The organism is Streptomyces akebiae (genome assembly GCF_019599145.1).
GTDB classification, from domain to species: Bacteria; Actinomycetota; Actinomycetes; order Streptomycetales; family Streptomycetaceae; genus Streptomyces; species Streptomyces akebiae.
Window position 1 is genome coordinate 10,019,355 of the sequence record NZ_CP080647.1, and the last position, 15,881, is coordinate 10,035,235.

The 15,881-nt window shown below is 71.6% G+C and carries 17 protein-coding genes; 6 read left to right on the plus strand and 11 right to left on the minus strand.

The genetic code is table 11. The annotated features are described in order from the left end of the window. Positions 1-98 precede the first annotated feature (98 nt). Positions 99-647 (plus strand): GNAT family N-acetyltransferase, encoded by a 549-nt coding sequence (locus tag K1J60_RS43415; RefSeq protein WP_220651027.1) that lies wholly within the window; start codon positions 99-101, stop codon positions 645-647. Positions 648-920: 273 nt separating this feature from the next. On the opposite strand, the gene K1J60_RS43420 is transcribed toward K1J60_RS43415, so the two are convergent. The 9 genes from K1J60_RS43420 to K1J60_RS43460 all read right to left on the minus strand — a co-directional run bounded on the left by K1J60_RS43420 (position 921) and on the right by K1J60_RS43460 (position 9,187). Further along, positions 921-1,412, minus strand: a complete 492-nt coding sequence (locus tag K1J60_RS43420; RefSeq protein ID WP_259408185.1) for a group III truncated hemoglobin — start codon at positions 1,410-1,412, stop codon at positions 921-923. Next, the gene (locus tag K1J60_RS43425) at positions 1,409-2,614 is read right to left on the minus strand and encodes a globin domain-containing protein (RefSeq protein WP_220651028.1); all 1,206 of its coding nucleotides are present in this window, start codon (positions 2,612-2,614) and stop codon (positions 1,409-1,411) included. Before K1J60_RS43425 ends, K1J60_RS43420 begins: the two co-directional genes overlap by 4 nt. A gap of 149 nt (positions 2,615-2,763) precedes the next feature. Continuing rightward, positions 2,764-3,204: an RrF2 family transcriptional regulator gene (locus K1J60_RS43430; RefSeq protein ID WP_220651029.1), complete on the minus strand. Its 441-nt coding sequence runs from the start codon at positions 3,202-3,204 to the stop codon at positions 2,764-2,766. Between the two features lie 80 nt (positions 3,205-3,284). Then, on the minus strand, positions 3,285-4,277 hold the full coding sequence (locus K1J60_RS43435; RefSeq protein ID WP_220651030.1) for a BtrH N-terminal domain-containing protein: 993 nt from the start codon (positions 4,275-4,277) through the stop codon (positions 3,285-3,287). 89 nt (positions 4,278-4,366) lie between these two features. Beyond that, on the minus strand, positions 4,367-5,263 hold the full coding sequence (locus tag K1J60_RS43440) for a hypothetical protein (RefSeq protein WP_220651031.1): 897 nt from the start codon (positions 5,261-5,263) through the stop codon (positions 4,367-4,369). A gap of 70 nt (positions 5,264-5,333) precedes the next feature. Continuing rightward, the gene (locus tag K1J60_RS43445; RefSeq protein WP_220651032.1) at positions 5,334-5,981 is read right to left on the minus strand and encodes a nucleoside deaminase; all 648 of its coding nucleotides are present in this window, start codon (positions 5,979-5,981) and stop codon (positions 5,334-5,336) included. A gap of 92 nt (positions 5,982-6,073) precedes the next feature. Beyond that, the gene (locus K1J60_RS43450) at positions 6,074-6,940 is read right to left on the minus strand and encodes an SDR family oxidoreductase (protein WP_220651033.1); all 867 of its coding nucleotides are present in this window, start codon (positions 6,938-6,940) and stop codon (positions 6,074-6,076) included. Positions 6,941-7,035: 95 nt separating this feature from the next. Then, positions 7,036-8,667, minus strand: coding sequence for a phytoene desaturase family protein (locus K1J60_RS43455; protein ID WP_220651034.1), 1,632 nt, complete (start codon positions 8,665-8,667; stop codon positions 7,036-7,038). Next, positions 8,660-9,187 (minus strand): SRPBCC family protein, encoded by a 528-nt coding sequence (locus K1J60_RS43460; protein WP_220651035.1) that lies wholly within the window; start codon positions 9,185-9,187, stop codon positions 8,660-8,662. Before K1J60_RS43460 ends, K1J60_RS43455 begins: the two co-directional genes overlap by 8 nt. Positions 9,188-9,327: 140 nt before the next feature. On the opposite strand from K1J60_RS43460, the gene K1J60_RS47335 reads away from it, so the two are divergent. The 4 genes from K1J60_RS47335 to K1J60_RS43480 all read left to right on the plus strand — a co-directional run bounded on the left by K1J60_RS47335 (position 9,328) and on the right by K1J60_RS43480 (position 12,343). Then, the gene (locus K1J60_RS47335) at positions 9,328-10,581 is read left to right on the plus strand and encodes an eCIS core domain-containing protein (protein ID WP_259408186.1); all 1,254 of its coding nucleotides are present in this window, start codon (positions 9,328-9,330) and stop codon (positions 10,579-10,581) included. A 101-nt stretch (positions 10,582-10,682) separates the two neighbouring features. Continuing rightward, positions 10,683-11,585 carry an amidohydrolase family protein gene (locus tag K1J60_RS43470; protein ID WP_220651036.1) on the plus strand — a complete coding sequence of 301 codons (903 nt, stop codon included), beginning with the start codon at positions 10,683-10,685 and terminating at the stop codon, positions 11,583-11,585. 63 nt (positions 11,586-11,648) lie between these two features. Then, on the plus strand, positions 11,649-11,954 hold the full coding sequence (locus tag K1J60_RS43475; RefSeq protein ID WP_220651037.1) for an ArsR/SmtB family transcription factor: 306 nt from the start codon (positions 11,649-11,651) through the stop codon (positions 11,952-11,954). Beyond that, positions 11,951-12,343, plus strand: a complete 393-nt coding sequence (locus K1J60_RS43480) for a VOC family protein (RefSeq protein WP_220651038.1) — start codon at positions 11,951-11,953, stop codon at positions 12,341-12,343. The genes K1J60_RS43475 and K1J60_RS43480 overlap by 4 nt, the downstream gene beginning before the upstream one ends. A gap of 29 nt (positions 12,344-12,372) precedes the next feature. Here K1J60_RS43480 and K1J60_RS43485 read toward each other — a convergent pair whose 3' ends face one another. After that, positions 12,373-12,567 (minus strand): hypothetical protein, encoded by a 195-nt coding sequence (locus K1J60_RS43485; RefSeq protein WP_220651039.1) that lies wholly within the window; start codon positions 12,565-12,567, stop codon positions 12,373-12,375. Between the two features lie 277 nt (positions 12,568-12,844). Then, positions 12,845-14,548, minus strand: a complete 1,704-nt coding sequence (locus tag K1J60_RS43490; RefSeq protein ID WP_220651040.1) for a cellulase family glycosylhydrolase — start codon at positions 14,546-14,548, stop codon at positions 12,845-12,847. A 157-nt stretch (positions 14,549-14,705) separates the two neighbouring features. On the opposite strand from K1J60_RS43490, the gene K1J60_RS43495 reads away from it, so the two are divergent. Continuing rightward, positions 14,706-15,830, plus strand: coding sequence for a LacI family DNA-binding transcriptional regulator (locus K1J60_RS43495; RefSeq protein ID WP_220651041.1), 1,125 nt, complete (start codon positions 14,706-14,708; stop codon positions 15,828-15,830). Positions 15,831-15,881: the final 51 nt, after the last annotated feature.

Sequence of the window (15,881 nt, forward strand, 5' to 3'; positions counted from 1 at the left end):
CTCCGGGCCCGCGCCCCCGTCCTGACCGAGGCGGTGCGAGGTGTCCGCCGCCGCATATTCGATTGCCGCCGACCGGTCCGGCCGGATAGGAAGCTCGCATGCTGAGAGGTGCCAAGGTCGGGCTCAGGGCCCGGCACGAGGACGACAATCCGATTCTGCGGGCCGAGCTCTACAACGACGTGGTCAACGCCTCGCGGGCCGAAGGCAGGCCATGGCGCCCGGTCGGGCCCGACTCGAAGGACGCGCGGCTCGTGGTGGACGACGAGGAGCAGGGACGCGTCCCGTTCTCCGTGGTGGAGCCGGCCGACGGGACGCTGGTCGGCATCGCGGCCCTGTGGGGCATCGACAACCACAACCGGACCGCGCACATCGGGCTGGGGCTGCTGCCCGCCTCCCGGGGCAAGGGCTACGGCACGGACGTGGTCGCGGTGCTGTGCCACTACGGTTTCGTCGTGCGCGGCCTGCACCGGCTGCAGATCGAGACGCTGTCGGACAACTTTGCGATGCTGGGCGCCGCCGAGCGCAACGGCTTCGTCCGCGAAGGCGTGCTGCGCTCCTCGGCCTGGGTGATGGGCGAGTTCCTGGACGAGGTACTGCTGGGGCTCCTCGCCCAGGACTGGAAGCCGGACGCGACGGGCCAGGAGTAGACCGGGCGCGGGTCCGGCCGATCCGGCCGGGCTGGTGGTTCCCGGCCGGCTGCTCGCAGACTACGTCGACGCCCCTGTAGGAGTCGGTCACGGCGATCACGCGACGCAGGGCGGCGAGTTGATCCTCGTCGACCTGCCTGGCCCGTTCGCCCAAGCGTCATCGGCGTCATCGGCGACACCGCGGGCCGCGTCGGCGACGCGCGTGCCCAGGTCCGTCGACTCCGGTGCGGCGCGCTCGTCCTCGGTGCGGACCCGGGCCTCGCGCCGGGCGACTCACCCCACGCTTTCCGGCCGCTGCCGCGCCGGGTCCGCCCGTCCGCGGCCGACCGACGGCTCGATGGTCACGAGGACGGGGCCGGGCTCCGGGCGGGGCCGCCCGTCGCCCGCGGTGTTGTGCAGCAGGGCGCGGGCCACGGCGTGGGCCTTGACGATCGCACGCTCGGACACCGGCCCCGCGTGCCGTCGACGTACCACCGCCGACCACAACTCCAGCCAGCGGTCGAAGTGTTCGGCGCGCAGCGGACTTTCGGCGTGCAGGGCGCGGTGTGCGCGGAGGGCGTTGCGGCGGTAGACGCCCGGGGAGAGCAGGGCGCTCTCCCAGAAGTCGGCCATCACGGGGAGATGGGTGGCCATGTCGACACGTGCCACTTCCGTGAAGAGCCGGCCGATGAGCGGATCGTCGAGGACCTCGTCGTAGAACGCGCCGACCAGTCGCTCCACGTCCTGGCGGTCGCGGATGTCGGGCAGGTGTCGCGTCCCGCTCACTTTGCGAGCCAGAGGTCGGGGCCGAACACCTCGTAGTGAAGGGCGGCGGGGCGCAGCCCCTTGGCCAGCAGCTCGCCCCGTACCGCGCGCATGAAGGGCAGCGGCCCGCAGAGGTAGGCGGTGGTCCCGGGGTCCGGGTCGAGGTGGTCGAGCGTGGCGCGGCCGGTGAAGACGTTGGTGCCGGGGGAGCGGTGGGCGTCGTGCTCGTACCACAGGTGAAGGTCGGCACGGGGCAGACGGCTGACGAGGTCCGCCTGCTCGTCACGGTGCACATGGTCGAGCGGGGAGCGGTCGGCGTGCACGACGGTGACGGGGCGCGAGGAGGAGGTGAGGGCGAGATGGTCGAGCATCGACAGCATCGGGGTGATGCCGATGCCGGCGGAGGCGAGGAGGAGAGGGGTGTCGCCCTCCGGCAGTACGAGATCGCCGGCGGGCAGCGAGACATCCAGGATGCCGCCCACCTCGGCGTGGGTGTGCAGCCAGGACGAGACCTCGCCGTCGGGCACGGTGCCGTCGGCGGCCCTCTCGCGCTTGACCGTGATGCGCCAGGTCTTGTGGTCGGGGGCGGTGGACAGGCTGTACTGGCGGATCTGGCGGGCTCCGTCGGGCAGCTCCACGCGGACACTGACGTACTGACCGGGTCGGAACGCGGGCGTCGGACGCCCGTCCGGCCGGCGCAGGACCAGGGACACGGCGTCGGCGGTCTCCTGTCGGCGCTCGGCGATCTCCATGGGCTGCCACACCTCACCGTCGGCCACACCGGCCTCGGCGTACAGACGGGCCTCGATGGCGATCAGGGCGTTGGCCATCAGCCAGTAGACCTCGTCCCAGGCGGCACCGACCTCGGGGGTCACGGCATCACCGAGGACCTCGCCGACCGCCGCGAGCAGGTGACGTCCCACCAAGGGGTACTGGTCCGCGGTGACACCGAGCGAGACGTGCTTGTGGGCGATGCGCGCGAGGACGGCGTCCGGGCGTTCGTCGGGCCGCTCGACCAGGAGGCCCGCGAAGGCCGCCACGGCACCGGCCAGGGCCTCGCGCTGGGCGCCGGAGGCCTGGTTGGTGCGGTTGAAGAGGTGCCGCAGCAGCTCCGGACGTTCCTCGAACAGCCGCCGGTAGAACACTTCGGTGATCGTGGTCAGCGAGGCTCCCACCACGGGAAGCGTCGCGCGTACGACGGGGGCCGACTGCGCGGAAAGCATCAGACACACTCCTGTATCGAAGGCCGGTTCGGCGATGGTTCTTGGTGAAGTGGTGAGTGGTGAGTTAGCGAATTGGTATATGAGACTCGTATTTTTGGTCAGGGGAACCGCTCGACGGTCGCGACCCGGCACCGCGCACCGCGCACCGGTCAGCCAGGGGGAGCGCCGAGCGCCAGCAGGACCGGTCCCGTCGGTGACGTCACCAGATCGGCCACGGTCACACCGTTCAGCGAGGAGTAGAAGGCCTCCTGTGCCTGCCGCAGTGCCCGTCGCAGTCGGCAGGCGCCCGCGAGCGGGCACGGGGTGTCGCCCTCGCACACCACGGCTTCGCGGTCGCCCTCCAACGTCCGGACCAGATCCCCCACTTGAGTGCTTCGCCCCGCGTCGGTGAGTGTCAGCCCGCCGTTGCGGCCGCGCCGCGCCTCGATCACCCCCAGGTGCTGCAACTGTGCGATGGCTTTCGCCATGTGCGTGTAGGGGACGTTCATGGAGTCGGCGATCTGACGTGTGGTCAGCAAATCCTCGCTGTCCACGACGGCCAGGCGCATCACTGCCCGAAGTGCGAGATCCGTGTATCTGGTCAGCCTCACGGCAGCAGCCTAGCAATGTTGCATCCAGGATGCGTATTCAGGGGGAGCGTTGAGGGAGTGGCATACGTCTCGTCGACCGCCTACGGCTCCAGTCGGCTCAGTTCCCGCATGGCCTCGCGCTCGATGCGTGAGAGCTCGCCGAGAACCGTGCCCGCTCGTCGCAGGCACTCCTCCTCGCCCGACGTGCCGGCCCTCTCGATCAGCGCCGCCACCTCCGTCCAGAGGGTGGCTGCCTCGGCGTACAGCGTGTATCCCGCGCGGACGTGGCCGCTGTCGAGGAGTTCGGCGCACTCGGCCAGGAAGTCACGGTAGAGATTGCGGAACAGGGCGCCGCCGGTGCCTGCCTTCTCCATCAGGAGCGCGGCCTGCGGCAGATCCCGTCGCGGATCGTCGGTACGCCGAAACCAGGTCGGTACGAGTTTGCCGGCCTTCTCGATGCCCCGGTGCCCCAGGTTGGCGATGGGCGGGTGGAGGAAGGCGTCGGCGCAGGCGGTGATGGCCGGAACGACCCGGTCCGCCAGGGCTGGTGTGCCTCCCGGCGGTGCGGTGAGGGTGAACGAGCGGTGCCTGGCGCTCATCGGGCCACGCGCGGCCCGGGCCTCGGCGAGGCTCGTCAGGCTGGTGGACACAGCTCCGCCCTGCTGGTCGGTGTCCACCAGGTGGGCGTCGCGGTCGTCGTAGCCGTACAGCGCGACCACATGGCCGCCGAAGTGCACCTTCGAGGAGAAGTACTCCAAGTGGTAGCTGTCGAGCTGCAGTCCGACCGGGTGGCCGGCGTCGAGGGGTGCCCGCACGTTCTCCCACGCCCTGCGGGGCGAGCCGGTCTCCTTGACCACCAGTTCCAGACCGAGCCCGTCGGCCAGGTTCCTGGTGAGGTCGAACGGCTTGACCCGCCCGCCGAGGAACGGGAAACCCATGTTCTTGCTGTCCCAGTAGATGAAGGACAGGCCGGAGCCGAGGCCGAAGAGCATGGGCTCGGACAGGTCGACCCCTTGGTGCCGCAGCAGCACCCCCAGGGTCGTCGTCTCGCAGTGGTGCGTACCGCGAGCGTCGATGCCTTCCACTGTCGTCATGCGGGCCATCATGGTGGACGCTCACGCCAGGGGAGGCCGCAACCGCCCCCTTGGCCGCGAGGCCGCCCCTCCTGTCGCGGACCAGTCCGCTATGTGGTGCGCCCGGACAGCCGCTCCACCTCGGAAGCGGCGTCGCGAGCCGCCCGTTCGGCCCGGGAGAGGGTGTCGGCGGCCTCCGCCCGCTGTTTCTCCGCCGCCCGCTGTTGCCGCTCCGCACGCCGGAGGTCCTCACGTGCCTGCCGCAATCGCTCATCGGCGGCCCGAGCCGCCTCGCGCGCCCGTCCGAGGCGTTCCCGCTTCTCCCGGGCGAGCTGCTCCTGCTTCTCCTGGGCGAGGCGTTCCCGCTTCTCCTGAGCCAGCTGCTCCTGCTTCTGGCGGCGGCGTTCGGCGACCTCGTCCCGCGCCCGCGTCCGTGCGGAAGGCGACGCGGTCGCCGCTCCGGCCGGACTCCGGCGCCGGTCGGTCCGCACGGTCGACGGGCCGGGAAAGTCCGACGGAGGGGTCAGGGCGCTCTCCAGCCGGCCGGTCGCCCACCGGTCGGCCGCGTCCTGGTCGGCGAGCACCGCCCGCAGGGTCGCCTCGACCTCTCGCAGTACCGGGGCCGACAGCCGGTGCCCGGCCTCGGCGGCCAGTTCGGCGGCCTGCCGGGACATCGCGGAGACGACGCTTCTGCGCCGCTCGGACAGTTCCTTGATCCCCTCGGCGTCCAGGCTCTGGAAGGCGTCGCGCAGCGCGCGCCCGAGGTCCAGGAACGTCCGGCTCTCCTCCGGCCGGGAGTGCGGCAACAGGTTCGCCGCCCAGGCCGCGAGCGAGGGGCGGCGGGCGGCACGGATCCGGCGGGCGTCCGCCGCCCGTCCGGCCGCTCCGGCCTCGGCCGCCAGGCCCTCGCGGCGCGAGACGAACGCGGGCGGTGGCGTGACGTAGAGCTCGTCGAGCACTGTCTCCACCGCATCGCCGTCACCGTCCCGTTCGCCGCCGCTCCGCATGATCGTCAGGTTCGCCCGGGCCGGCCCGCGGCGCACCTCGAAGGCGCGCCCGGCGCTCGGGCGGACCGGCTCAGACCGGCTGCCGGCCCTCGGTCCCCCGCCGCGAGGTCTCCTCGGGGGTGGCGGCCATGTCCTGGCGCAGCCGTCGGGCCTCCCGGAAGAGGCGGTCGGTCCGGCCGGACAGGACGCCGCCGAGGAGCAGCTCGGGGGTGTAGAAGGACCGTGCGGCGGCGGCCACCTGCCGTGCGGACAGGGCGATCTGGATGACGTCGGTACGGCGGATCGCGTCGATGGAGCTCGCCCAGACGACGCGCCGCACATCCGCCCACGCCAGCGCGCTCATGCACATCGAGCAGGGCTCACCCGTCGTGTACAGCGTGGTCCCGGACCAGCCCTGGTTGCCCTGCCGCCGTACGTAGTCGTTCATGGCGACCACCTCGCCGTGCAGCAGCGGGCTGTCCGCCTCTTCGTTGACCCCGCTCCCCAGCACCTCGCCGGTGCGGCTGTCGACGATCACGGCGCCGAACGGCCACTCGGGGTTCCGGCGTGCCTGCTCGATGGCGAGCTCCATGAACCGCTCGTGCTCGCTACGGGCGATCGGGTCGACAGGTCGGGCGTGGCTCTCCTGGAGCAGGGGCCGGGGGAGGGTGACGGGCGCCGCGGCTCCTGTCACCACGGCTCCCCACCTGCCGAGAAACTGCCGCCTGTCCGCATCCATGCGTCTCTCCTCACGTCGGGCCGACGATCTCGGAGAGTATCGGTTCCGTTCCTCTGTGTAGCCGTATCGGAGTGATGGCCCGCCCCGTGCCGTCAGGACCTTGCGCTGGAGTGTCCGCCGGGGCCGAGGAGGCCCGTGGGGCGCAGGGGGTCTTCGGATTCGAGGCGGGGGAGGGCGCGGCGGGTCGCGCGGAGGACGAGGGGTGGGATCGCGGCCCGGGTCACCTGGGTCAGGCGGAGCCAGCGGGGGATGTAGACGGCGGTGCTGCGCCGTTCGACCGCGTGCGTCAGGCGGGTCGCCACGGTCTCGACGGGCTGGACGTGCCGGGCGGGAGGCGGCATGTGAGCGCGGATCTCCCGCACGGCCGTGTACCGGTCGGCGTCGCGGATCAGTTCCGTGTCGGTCCAGCCGAGGTAGGCGATGCCGACGGCCACACCGTGGTGTGCCGTCTCGGCGCGCAGGGTGTGGGCGAACGCCTCGACCCCGGCCTTGGAGGCGCAGTACGCGCTCATCATGGGCGCGGCGCCGATGGACGCGAGGGAGGCGATCTGCAGGTGGTAGCCGGCGGTCCGTACCAGGTCCGGCAGGAACGTCCGGGCCGTCTGGGCGCTGCCGATCAGGTTGACGTCGATCACCCGGCGCCAGGTGGCGGGGTCCGACCGGGCGAAGGGGCCGCCTTCGGCGATTCCCGCGTTGGCGACGACGACCGAGGGCGGGCCGAGGCGCCCGCGGACGATCGCGGCGGCCTCGTCGAGAGCCGCACCGTCGGTGACATCGACCCGCAGCGCGAGCGTCGTGCCGGGGAGGGCGGCGGCGGTCGCCTCCACTGCCGGTCCGTCATGGTCGAGGAGGGCCAGGCGGGCGCCCCGGCGGGCGAGCCGGTGGGCCAGCGCCGCTCCGATGCCGCGTGCCGCCCCGGTCACCACGACGGTCCGGTCCTTGAGTGGGCTGTCGTCCACGGCGGGCCCTCCTTCTGACTTCCTCGTGCGGTTCCGTTCGTCGTGCGGGGCGCCGTGGGCTCCCGGCGCCGCCCGGCTGCCGTCGGAGCGGGGCGTCAGCGGCGGAGCCCGGGTTTTCGACCGGTGCGGTCCCGGTGGGCGAGGACGCGTTGGGCGCGGGTCAGGCCGGGCAGCCGGTGCCGGCGCAGTGCGGCTCGGGCCGCGTTGGCGCCGGGGGCGCCGTGGACCCCGCCGCCGGGATGGGCGGAGGCGGAGGCGAGGTAGAGACCGTCCACCGGGGTCTCGGGGCGGCCGGTGCCGGGGGCGGGCCGGAAGACGAGCTGCTGGTGCAGGGCGGCGGTGCCGCCGTTGAGGGCGCCGCCGTAGAGGTTGCGGTCGAGGGACTGGAGGGTGGGCGGGGCCAGCACCCGCCGGGCGCGGACGCGGGAGCGGAAACCGGGCGCGAAGCGCTCGACCTGGCGTTCGACGCGATCGGCCATCAGCTCCTGTTCCGTACGGTTCCACGCGCCCGTGAGTCCCTCGTCGCCCGCGTCGGACTTGATGACGTGCGGCACGTGCGTGTAGGCCCAGGCGGCTTCGGTGCCCGGGGCCGAGCGGGAGGGGTCCGCGGTCGTCATCTGCCCGAACAGGGCGAAGGGACGGTCGGGTACCTGGCCCATGGCGATCTGGGCGGCACAGCGGGTGAGTTCGTCGACCCCGTCGGCCAGGTGGACGGTTCCGGCCCTCGCCGCCGCCTCGGCCCGCCAGGGCACCGGCCCGTCACAGGCCCAGTCGACCTTGAACGTGGCGAAGTCCCACTGGAAGCGCCTGAGGTCGGCCAGCACCTGGGAGGGAAGGTGTTCCGGGCCGACGAGTTCGCCGTAGAGGGCCGGTGCGGACACGTCCGCGAGGACGGCGTTGCGGGCGGTCACGGTCTCGCCCTCGGCGGTGAGCACTCCGGCGGCCCGTCCGTCGCGCACCAGGACCCGGCGGACGCGCTGCCCGCACCGGAGGCTGCCGCCGCGCGCCCGCAACCGGCCCACGAGGGCCGCTGTCAGGGCTCCGGCGCCGCCGGCCGGCACGGGGAAGCCGTACGTCTGTCCGAGCATGCACAGGAGCCAGCCGTAGCCACCGCTGCCCGCGGCCTCCGGCGCGAGGTCGGCGTGCTGGGCGTTCCCGGCCAGCAGAAGCCTGCCGCCCTCCCCGCGGAACTCCTCGTCGCCCATCCGGCGCACCGGTGTCACCAGGGTGCGCGCCATCCGCAGGCCCCCGGCCGCTTTCAGCCGGACGGCGAGGCGGGCCGTGGCGCGCAGTGGCGGGAAGGGGGTGAACAGCGCGTCCACGATGTCGGGTCCGAGGCGCTCCCAGGTCGCGTGCAGGCGTCTCCAGGCGTCCCCGTCGCCCGGGTGGAAGGCGTCGAGGGATTCGGCGGTGACGTCGATGTCGCGGGAGAGCACCGCGCACCTGTCGTCGCCGAGGGGGTGGGCCAGGACGTGCGGGGCGTGGCTCCAGCGCAGACCGTGCTCGTTCAGACGCAGGCGTGCGAGGACCGGTGACGCGGCGGCGAGGGGGTAGAAGGAGCTGAAGAGGTCGCTGACGAAGGCGGGGTCGACCTCCCGGTCGTGGCGCACCGCGCCGCCGGGCTCGGGCTGTTCCTCCAGGACCTCGACGCTCCAGCCGGCATCGGCCAGCAGATTGGCGGCCACCAGCCCGTTGGGGCCCGCCCCGATGACGACGGCGTCAGGCATGGCCGCCGTGCGCCGCGGTCCTGTGCAGCCCGCGCGGGCCCGCGGGCCGTTCAGCCCCGGCCTCGTCCCGGGTCTCCCGCTCGGGCGCGCCCTGGGCCTCGCAGAGCCGGGCCAGGCGCGCGAGCATCGTGCGGTGCCGCAGTTGGATCACCGCCTCCACGCCCACGTTGTGCAGCTTGCCGCCCACTCCCTGCAAGGGGTGCTCGTCCGCGATCACCAGGCAGTACGGTCCCCAGGGGCGCAGCAGCAAGGAGATCCGTGCCGTCCCCAGCACGCCTGCCCGGGCCTCCAGACCCAGCTCGGAGGCCTCGTCGCAGTACCGGACGACCGTCTCGTTGGAGAGGCGCACGGGGCCCACCCGGATCTCGTAGGCGATCGCCGAACCGACCTGCGGCCACTGCCCCCGCACCGGCTCGGCGGCTGAGGTCCCCACCACCCACTCCGCGTACCGGCTGCCGTCCGCGAGCACGTCCCACACAGCCTGCGGACTCACCTTGATCAGACGATGCCGAACCGCCATCACACACCTCCAGTCCGTCCCGTCCCGGTCGACGGCCGAGTGCCCGGCCCGCGCCGACCCACACCAGGCACGCACACCGCGCGGATGCCCGCGGGCCGACGGCGGGCGTCCCACGGAGTCGCCCGATCGGATGCCGAGGTATGCCCCTGCGGACCTCGTCGAACAGGGCGACGGCGGTATGGCAAGGAATTTCACGCGTTGGTCATGGGAGAGGGCTGTCAGCGCGGACACGCAGGAGCGACAAGGCAGGCGACGACAGGAAGGAGAACCGGGGCTCGGCCGTCACGGCGGCGGCACCCGCGCGACAGCACCCGGATCTGTCGTCGCCGCAAGGACTGCTCGCACTGCAGAACGCCACGGGCAACGCGGCGGTCGTCCAGCTGCTCCGCCGCGCCGGCCATTCCTGGGCCCAGGAGGAGCACCGGCACAGCGCCGACTGCGGGCACCGGGGCGCCGCAGAGCCCACCGTGCGGCGCTCGGCCGTCCATGACGTCCTGCGCGCGCCCGGCCAACCCCTCGACGACGCCACCCGTACGGACATGGAGGCTCGGCTCGGCGCCGACTTCTCGGACGTCCGCATCCACGACGACAGTGCGGCGAGGGCGTCCGCCGCCGAGGTCGGCGCCCGCGCCTACACCTCCGGCAGCCATGTGGTCATCGGGGACGGCGGCGCCGACAAGCACACGCTCGCCCATGAACTCACCCATGTCATCCAGCAGCGCCAGGGGCCGGTCGCCGGCACCGACAACGGCGGCGGACCGCGGGTCTCCGACCCGTCCGACCGGTTCGAGCAGGCCGCCGAGGCCAACGCGCGGCGGGTGATGTCCGGCCCTGCCCGGCCCTGCTCCAGGAGACTGGCCGAGCTGGAGGAAAAGGGACACGGCCGTCTGAAGCTCTACCGCACCATGTTCGCGAGCGAAGCCATCCAGATCATGGAATGGAAGGGAAAGGCCACGGCCACGGAGGAATGGCTGAAGACCGAGAGCAAGGACGGCGACGGGATCGCGAAGCGTTTCCGTGAGGCGGTGGCGGACGGCAGCGGAGACGTCGGAGTCATGCCCGTCAGCAACCACCTGGGTGACGCCGGTCGGGCGGACGCGTATTTCCATGACGAGGAAAAGCAGGTGATGGTCGAGTTCACGCTCAAGGAAGGCGCGCACGAACTCCTCTTCCACCCGCAATACATGGCGATATCCGGAGACAAGAGAACTCCCTATCACATCAGGAAGACCCGCGAGGAGGAAACGGGGAGCACCTTCCCGACGGCCGCGGGCGGTGAGGGAAAACTTCCCGGATTCATCGGACTCAAGCCCGAGGCCAAGGAGCCGTTCAGCCTCTCCCTCGGAGACAGCGACATCACACGCCTGCTCTTCCGACTGTCGTGGAGGATGTGAAAGCGGTGAAGGGCGAGAAGAACGTGTAGCGCCGCCCGTGAGGTATCCCTCACGGATCTCCCGCGTGCGGGGATGGACCCGCCGCCTCGTCGGAGCCGATCATGGGCGCCATGAGTGACATGCCCGTGAGGGAGGAAGCTGCCGGGATCCGCCGCTTCTGGGAGGCGCTCTCCCTTCCCGGACTCGTCGACGTCCACACGCACTTCATGCCCGAGCGGGTCCTGCGCAAGGTGTGGGAGTACTTCGACAAGCTCGGACCGCTGACCGGTGGGATGGAGTGGCCGATCGCCTATCGGCACGAGGAGGCCGAACGGGCCGCCCTGCTGAGGGAGTTCGGTGTGCGGGCCTTCACCTCGATGCTGTACCCGCACAAGCCGGGCATGGCCCGGTGGCTGAACGGCTGGGCGGCCGACTTCGCCGGCCGCACCCCCGACTGTCTGCACACCGCGACCCTCTATCCGGAGCCGGGCGTCGAGGCGTACGTCCGGGAGGCCGTCGAGGCGGGGGCACGCGTTCTCAAGGCGCATGTGCAGGTGGGGGCGTACGACCCGGCCGACGAACTCCTCGATCCCGCCTGGGGATTGCTGGCCGATGCCGGGGTTCCCGTGGTGATCCACTGCGGTTCCGGGCCCGCCCCGGGCAGACACACCGGCCCCGAGCCGATCGCTCGGGTGCTGGCGCGGCACCCCCGGCTGCGACTGGTCGTCGCCCACATGGGAATGCCCGAGTACGAGGAGTTCCTCGGTCTCGCCGAGCGCTACGGGCAGGTGCGGCTGGACACCACGATGGCGTTCACCGACTTCAGTGAGGGGTTCATGCCGTTCCCCCGCCGGGCCCTGCCCCGGCTGGCCGCCCTCGGCGACCGTGTCGTCCTCGGCTCCGACTTCCCCAACATCCCCTACCCGTACGTGCACCAGCTCCACGCCCTGGAACGGCTGGGCCTCGGCGAGGAGTGGCTGCGGGCGGTGTGCCACGACAACGCGGCGGAGCTGTTCGATCTGTAGGACTGCCGCGCCGTGCGTCAGCCGGCCCTTGATATGCAAGTGACGACTTGCCTATGCTGGGGTGTGGCCGACGACCTGTTCAAAGCCCTGGCCGACCCCACGCGCCGGGTCATTCTCGACGAGCTCACCGAGAAGTCCGGGCAGACACTGTTCGAGATCTGTTCCCGACTGAGCATGAAGCATCAGCTCGGGATCTCGCGGCAGGCGGTCTCCCAGCACCTCGCCGTGCTGGAGTCCGCGGGGCTCGTCGAGACCAGACGGGAGGGCCGCTACAAGTTCCACGACCTCAACACGGCCCCACTGCGGCAGATAGCCGAGCGGTGGCAGATGACCGACACCCCCGGACCGCGGCAGGAGCACACCCCATGAAGATCCATCTGACCAGTGTCTTCGTCGACGACCAGGCCAAGGCCGAGCACTTCTACACCGAGATCCTGGGCTTCGTGAAGAAGCACGACGTCCCGGTGGGCGAGAAGGACCGATGGCTGACCGTCGTCTCACCCGACGAGCCCCACGGCACCGAACTGCTCCTGGAACCCACCGGTCATCCGGCTGCCAAGACCTACCGGGACGCCCTTGTCGAGGACGGCATCCCGCTCGCCCAGTTCGCCGTGGACGACGTGGGCGCGGAGTACGAGCGTCTGCGCGGCCTCGGCGTGCGCTTCGTCCAGGAGCCCTTGGAGATGGGCCCCGTGACCACCGCCGTCTTCGACGACACCTGCGGCAACCTGATCCAGATCGCGACGGAGCCGCAGTAGAGGGCCATCACCCGGAACAGCTCCGGCGTTCACCGGGTGACACCACCGGCAGCACCCCGGCGCTCGGGCGTCTCGGCCGCCGAGGCCACCTGGCCGCCGCCGAAGCCGCACGGGACGCGGGCGTCACCGTCTGCCTCGACGTCGCCCACCGCTCCCGGCTGTGGACCGCCGGCCGGGGCGCGCACCGTACTGCGGCCGATGTCGGCGCACGTCGACCTGCTCATCGCCTCCGACGGGCTGACCGACCGGGCGGACCGGCGGCGGCAAGGCTGTCGACCTGGTCGGGGCGAGCGACGACTTCGTGGGCGGATACCTGTCCGGCATCCTCCACCGCGCCGACCGCCCCGCCCGTCATGGCCGTGCCGTCACCACCGCGGCCTTCGCCGTCGCCACTCGCGGCGACTGGGGGGAGGGCCTGCCACGGGGGAGGAACCCGACGTGCTGGAGGAACCCGACCTGCTGGACGAGCCCGACGGCACGACCGCCCGCTGATCGGCGGGCTCAGGCGGGTGAACCGGTCGCGGTGCCGCCCGACTTGGTGACGTGGTACGTCGCCGTCGCACCGCTCCAGAAGTGGAAGGTGAGCGTCACCCGGGAATTCTCCCGCAGGGAGGTGAAGAACTCGGCCGTCAACTTGATGGAGTCGTCGGTGTAGGCCGAGAACGCGGTGTCCCACTGCTGGTACGAGGTCCAGCTCGCCGGGCCCGCGTTGCTCCCGTCGTCGTACCGGGCCTCCATGGTGGCGAGCCGGTCGCCCCGGAACCGGGTCGGGACCGCCAGGCCGGTGGTGCTCCCGGAGGTGGCCGTCAGCACCGGGCTGTCGGCGGTGATCACATCGATCCGCCAGGGCACGCCCCGGGAGAACCGCGCCTCCAGCGTCGCGTTGACCCCGTACGTCCGATCGCCGGCCAGCTCGGTCAGCGCGGTGGCCGTCAGGGTGAGCCGGTTGCCGGAGAGCGTGTAGTCCCTGCCCTGGACGAGGTTGCGGGAGCCGTGGCGCAGACCCTGGAAGTCGGTTCCGTTCGGGTTGAGGGTGAGATCCTCGGCGGTGATGGCACTCGACCGCGGCAGGAACACCTCGTCGCTGGAGGCGGTCCCGGAACGGGTGGTCCAGCTCGACTTGATCTGCCCGAACAGCTCCGCGTCGCGCCACTGGAGGGTGTTGCGGTTCAGGAACTGACCGGCGTCCCACAGCATGGTGGTGAAACTCCGACGGCGGGCGTGGTCGCCCAGGAACTCGAAGTACTTGCGCTGCTCTCCCCGTTGGATGATTCCTGGACGGTTGTGGTCGTAGGCCAGCAGGGCGTACTCGCCGATGACGACGGGGATGCCGCGCGCGGTGAACGCGGCGTGCACGCGGTCGAAGGTGGCGGTGAGGTCCTGCTTCGAGGTGGCGTCGAACCGGGTGTACCCGGCGATGTTCACACTGAACGGCCACCAGCCGTAGAAGTGGACCGTCGTGGCCACCATGGGGTCGCGCAACTCCGCCAGTTCGGCGGCCAGCGCGTCGAGCCGGCCCTGATCGGCGTTGGTGTACAGGGTGGGCAGCACGAGCAGCCGGTTCGCGTTGCCGCCGCCGGAGTCGCGGACGATCCGGTGGAAGACGCTGTTGAGCTCGGCCAGCAGCCGGTAGTTCTCGTCGTCGCCCGAGGTGTCGGAGAACGTGGGCTCGTTGATGCTCTCCAACGCCAGCCGGGGCGACCTGTCGCGGAACTCCGCCGCTATCTGCGTCCAGGTGGCGCGGTAGCGGGCGAGGACGGTGTCGTGGTCCGTGGAGAGGGTGTTGACCCACATCCAGGAGTCGTGGTGCATGTTCAGCAGCACGTACAGGTTCTCGTCCAGCGCCAGGTCGACGACTTGGCGCACCTTCGCCATCCAGGCCGCGTCGATCGTGTAGTCGGGGGCGCCGCCCTGGTGGATGCCCCAGGTCACGGGCAGGCGGATGCTCTTGAAGCCCTGCGACCTCACCCTCTGGAAGAGGGCCCGGGTCACCGGAGGATTGCCCCAGGACGTCTCGTCGGGGATGGCGTCGTAGGTGTTGCCCAGGTTCCATCCGGGCTGCATGGCCGCCACCGCGCTGCGGGCGGCCGGTGAACTGGCCGGGGGGACGGGGGGATCGGCGGCCCGTGAGGTGGCGGGCGTCAGCGGGAGCAGGACGAGCGCCAGGAGCAGCGCCGTCAGTCCGCTTGCGAGTCTTCTCGTCATCACGTGCACCTTCTGAAGTGGGGGTGTGCGACGCGTGGGATCGGCCCGGAGGCCGGAGAGATGCGAACTCGGAGAAAGAAAGTTTCTCTCTCAGCGGCGGAGAAATTAACATGGGGACGCGTCGGAGGCCACAGCCGCGGCGACATGAGATGCCAGAATGAACCGGGGACAACCAGCAGACGGGCGGGCGATCTTGGCGCAGCACACGGCCGACGGGCCGCCGGACGGCAACGACGGACAGGGCGACACGTCCCGGCCCGTCACGATCGCCTTCATCGCCGAGTCCGCGGGGGTGTCGGTCCCCACCGTCTCCAAGGTGATCAACGGCAGGTCCGGCGTCTCCGCGGACACCCGCGCCCGCGTCGAGGAACTGGTCGACCGGTACGGCTACCGCAAGCCGACCGGCGCCCAGCGCAACAACGTCGTGGAGCTCGTGTTCCGCGAGCTGGAGCACCTGTGGGCGGCCGAGATCATCAGGGGTGTCGAGCGGGTCGCCCGCCGCCACCGCGTGGGCGTCATGGTGTCCGAGTTCGGACTGCACGACTCGGACCCGCTCACCTGGGACGACACCGTCTCCCGGCGGCCGAACTGCGTCCTGTCCGTGGCCCAGCTCTCCGAGGCCGAGCGGGAGCAACTCAGGGCGAAGGGCATCCCGTTCGTCGTCTTCGACCCGGCCACGGAACTGCCCGACGACGTCCCGTTCGTGGGCGCCACCAACTGGTCCGGCGGCCGGGCCGCGACCCGCCACCTCACCGAACTCGGCCACCGCCGCATCGCCATGATCGCCGGCCCGCGGGACCAGCTCTACTGCTGCGCCCGCCTGGACGGATACCGCTCCGCGATGGGGGCGGCCGGCCTGCCGGTCGACCCGGAACTCGTCGTGCACGCGCCCCTGACGGGTGAGGACGGGCAGCGGGCGGCACGCTCACTGCTGGCCCTGCCGGACCGTCCGACGGCGATCTTCACCACCAACGACCTCCAGGCGCTCGGCGTCTACCAGGCGGCACGCGAGGCGGGCCTGCGGATCCCCGACGACCTGAGCGTCGTCGGATTCGACGACCTGCCGGTCGTGGCCTGGATCGACCCGCCCCTGACGACCGTGCACCAGCCCCTGACCGAGATGGCCGTGGCCGCGACCGAGCTGGCGCTCACGCTCGGCCGGGGCGAGAGGGCCCCCCAGGCAGGGCTGGAGATCGCGACGACCCTGACGGTCCGGGCCAGCACCGCCCCGCCCCCGGAAGCAGGCCGCGTGGCCATTGACCGCCCGAACGGCCCTCACTAGCCTGCTCAAGAAACTGTCCATAAGCAGCAGAGAAACTTTCGTCACTGCGAA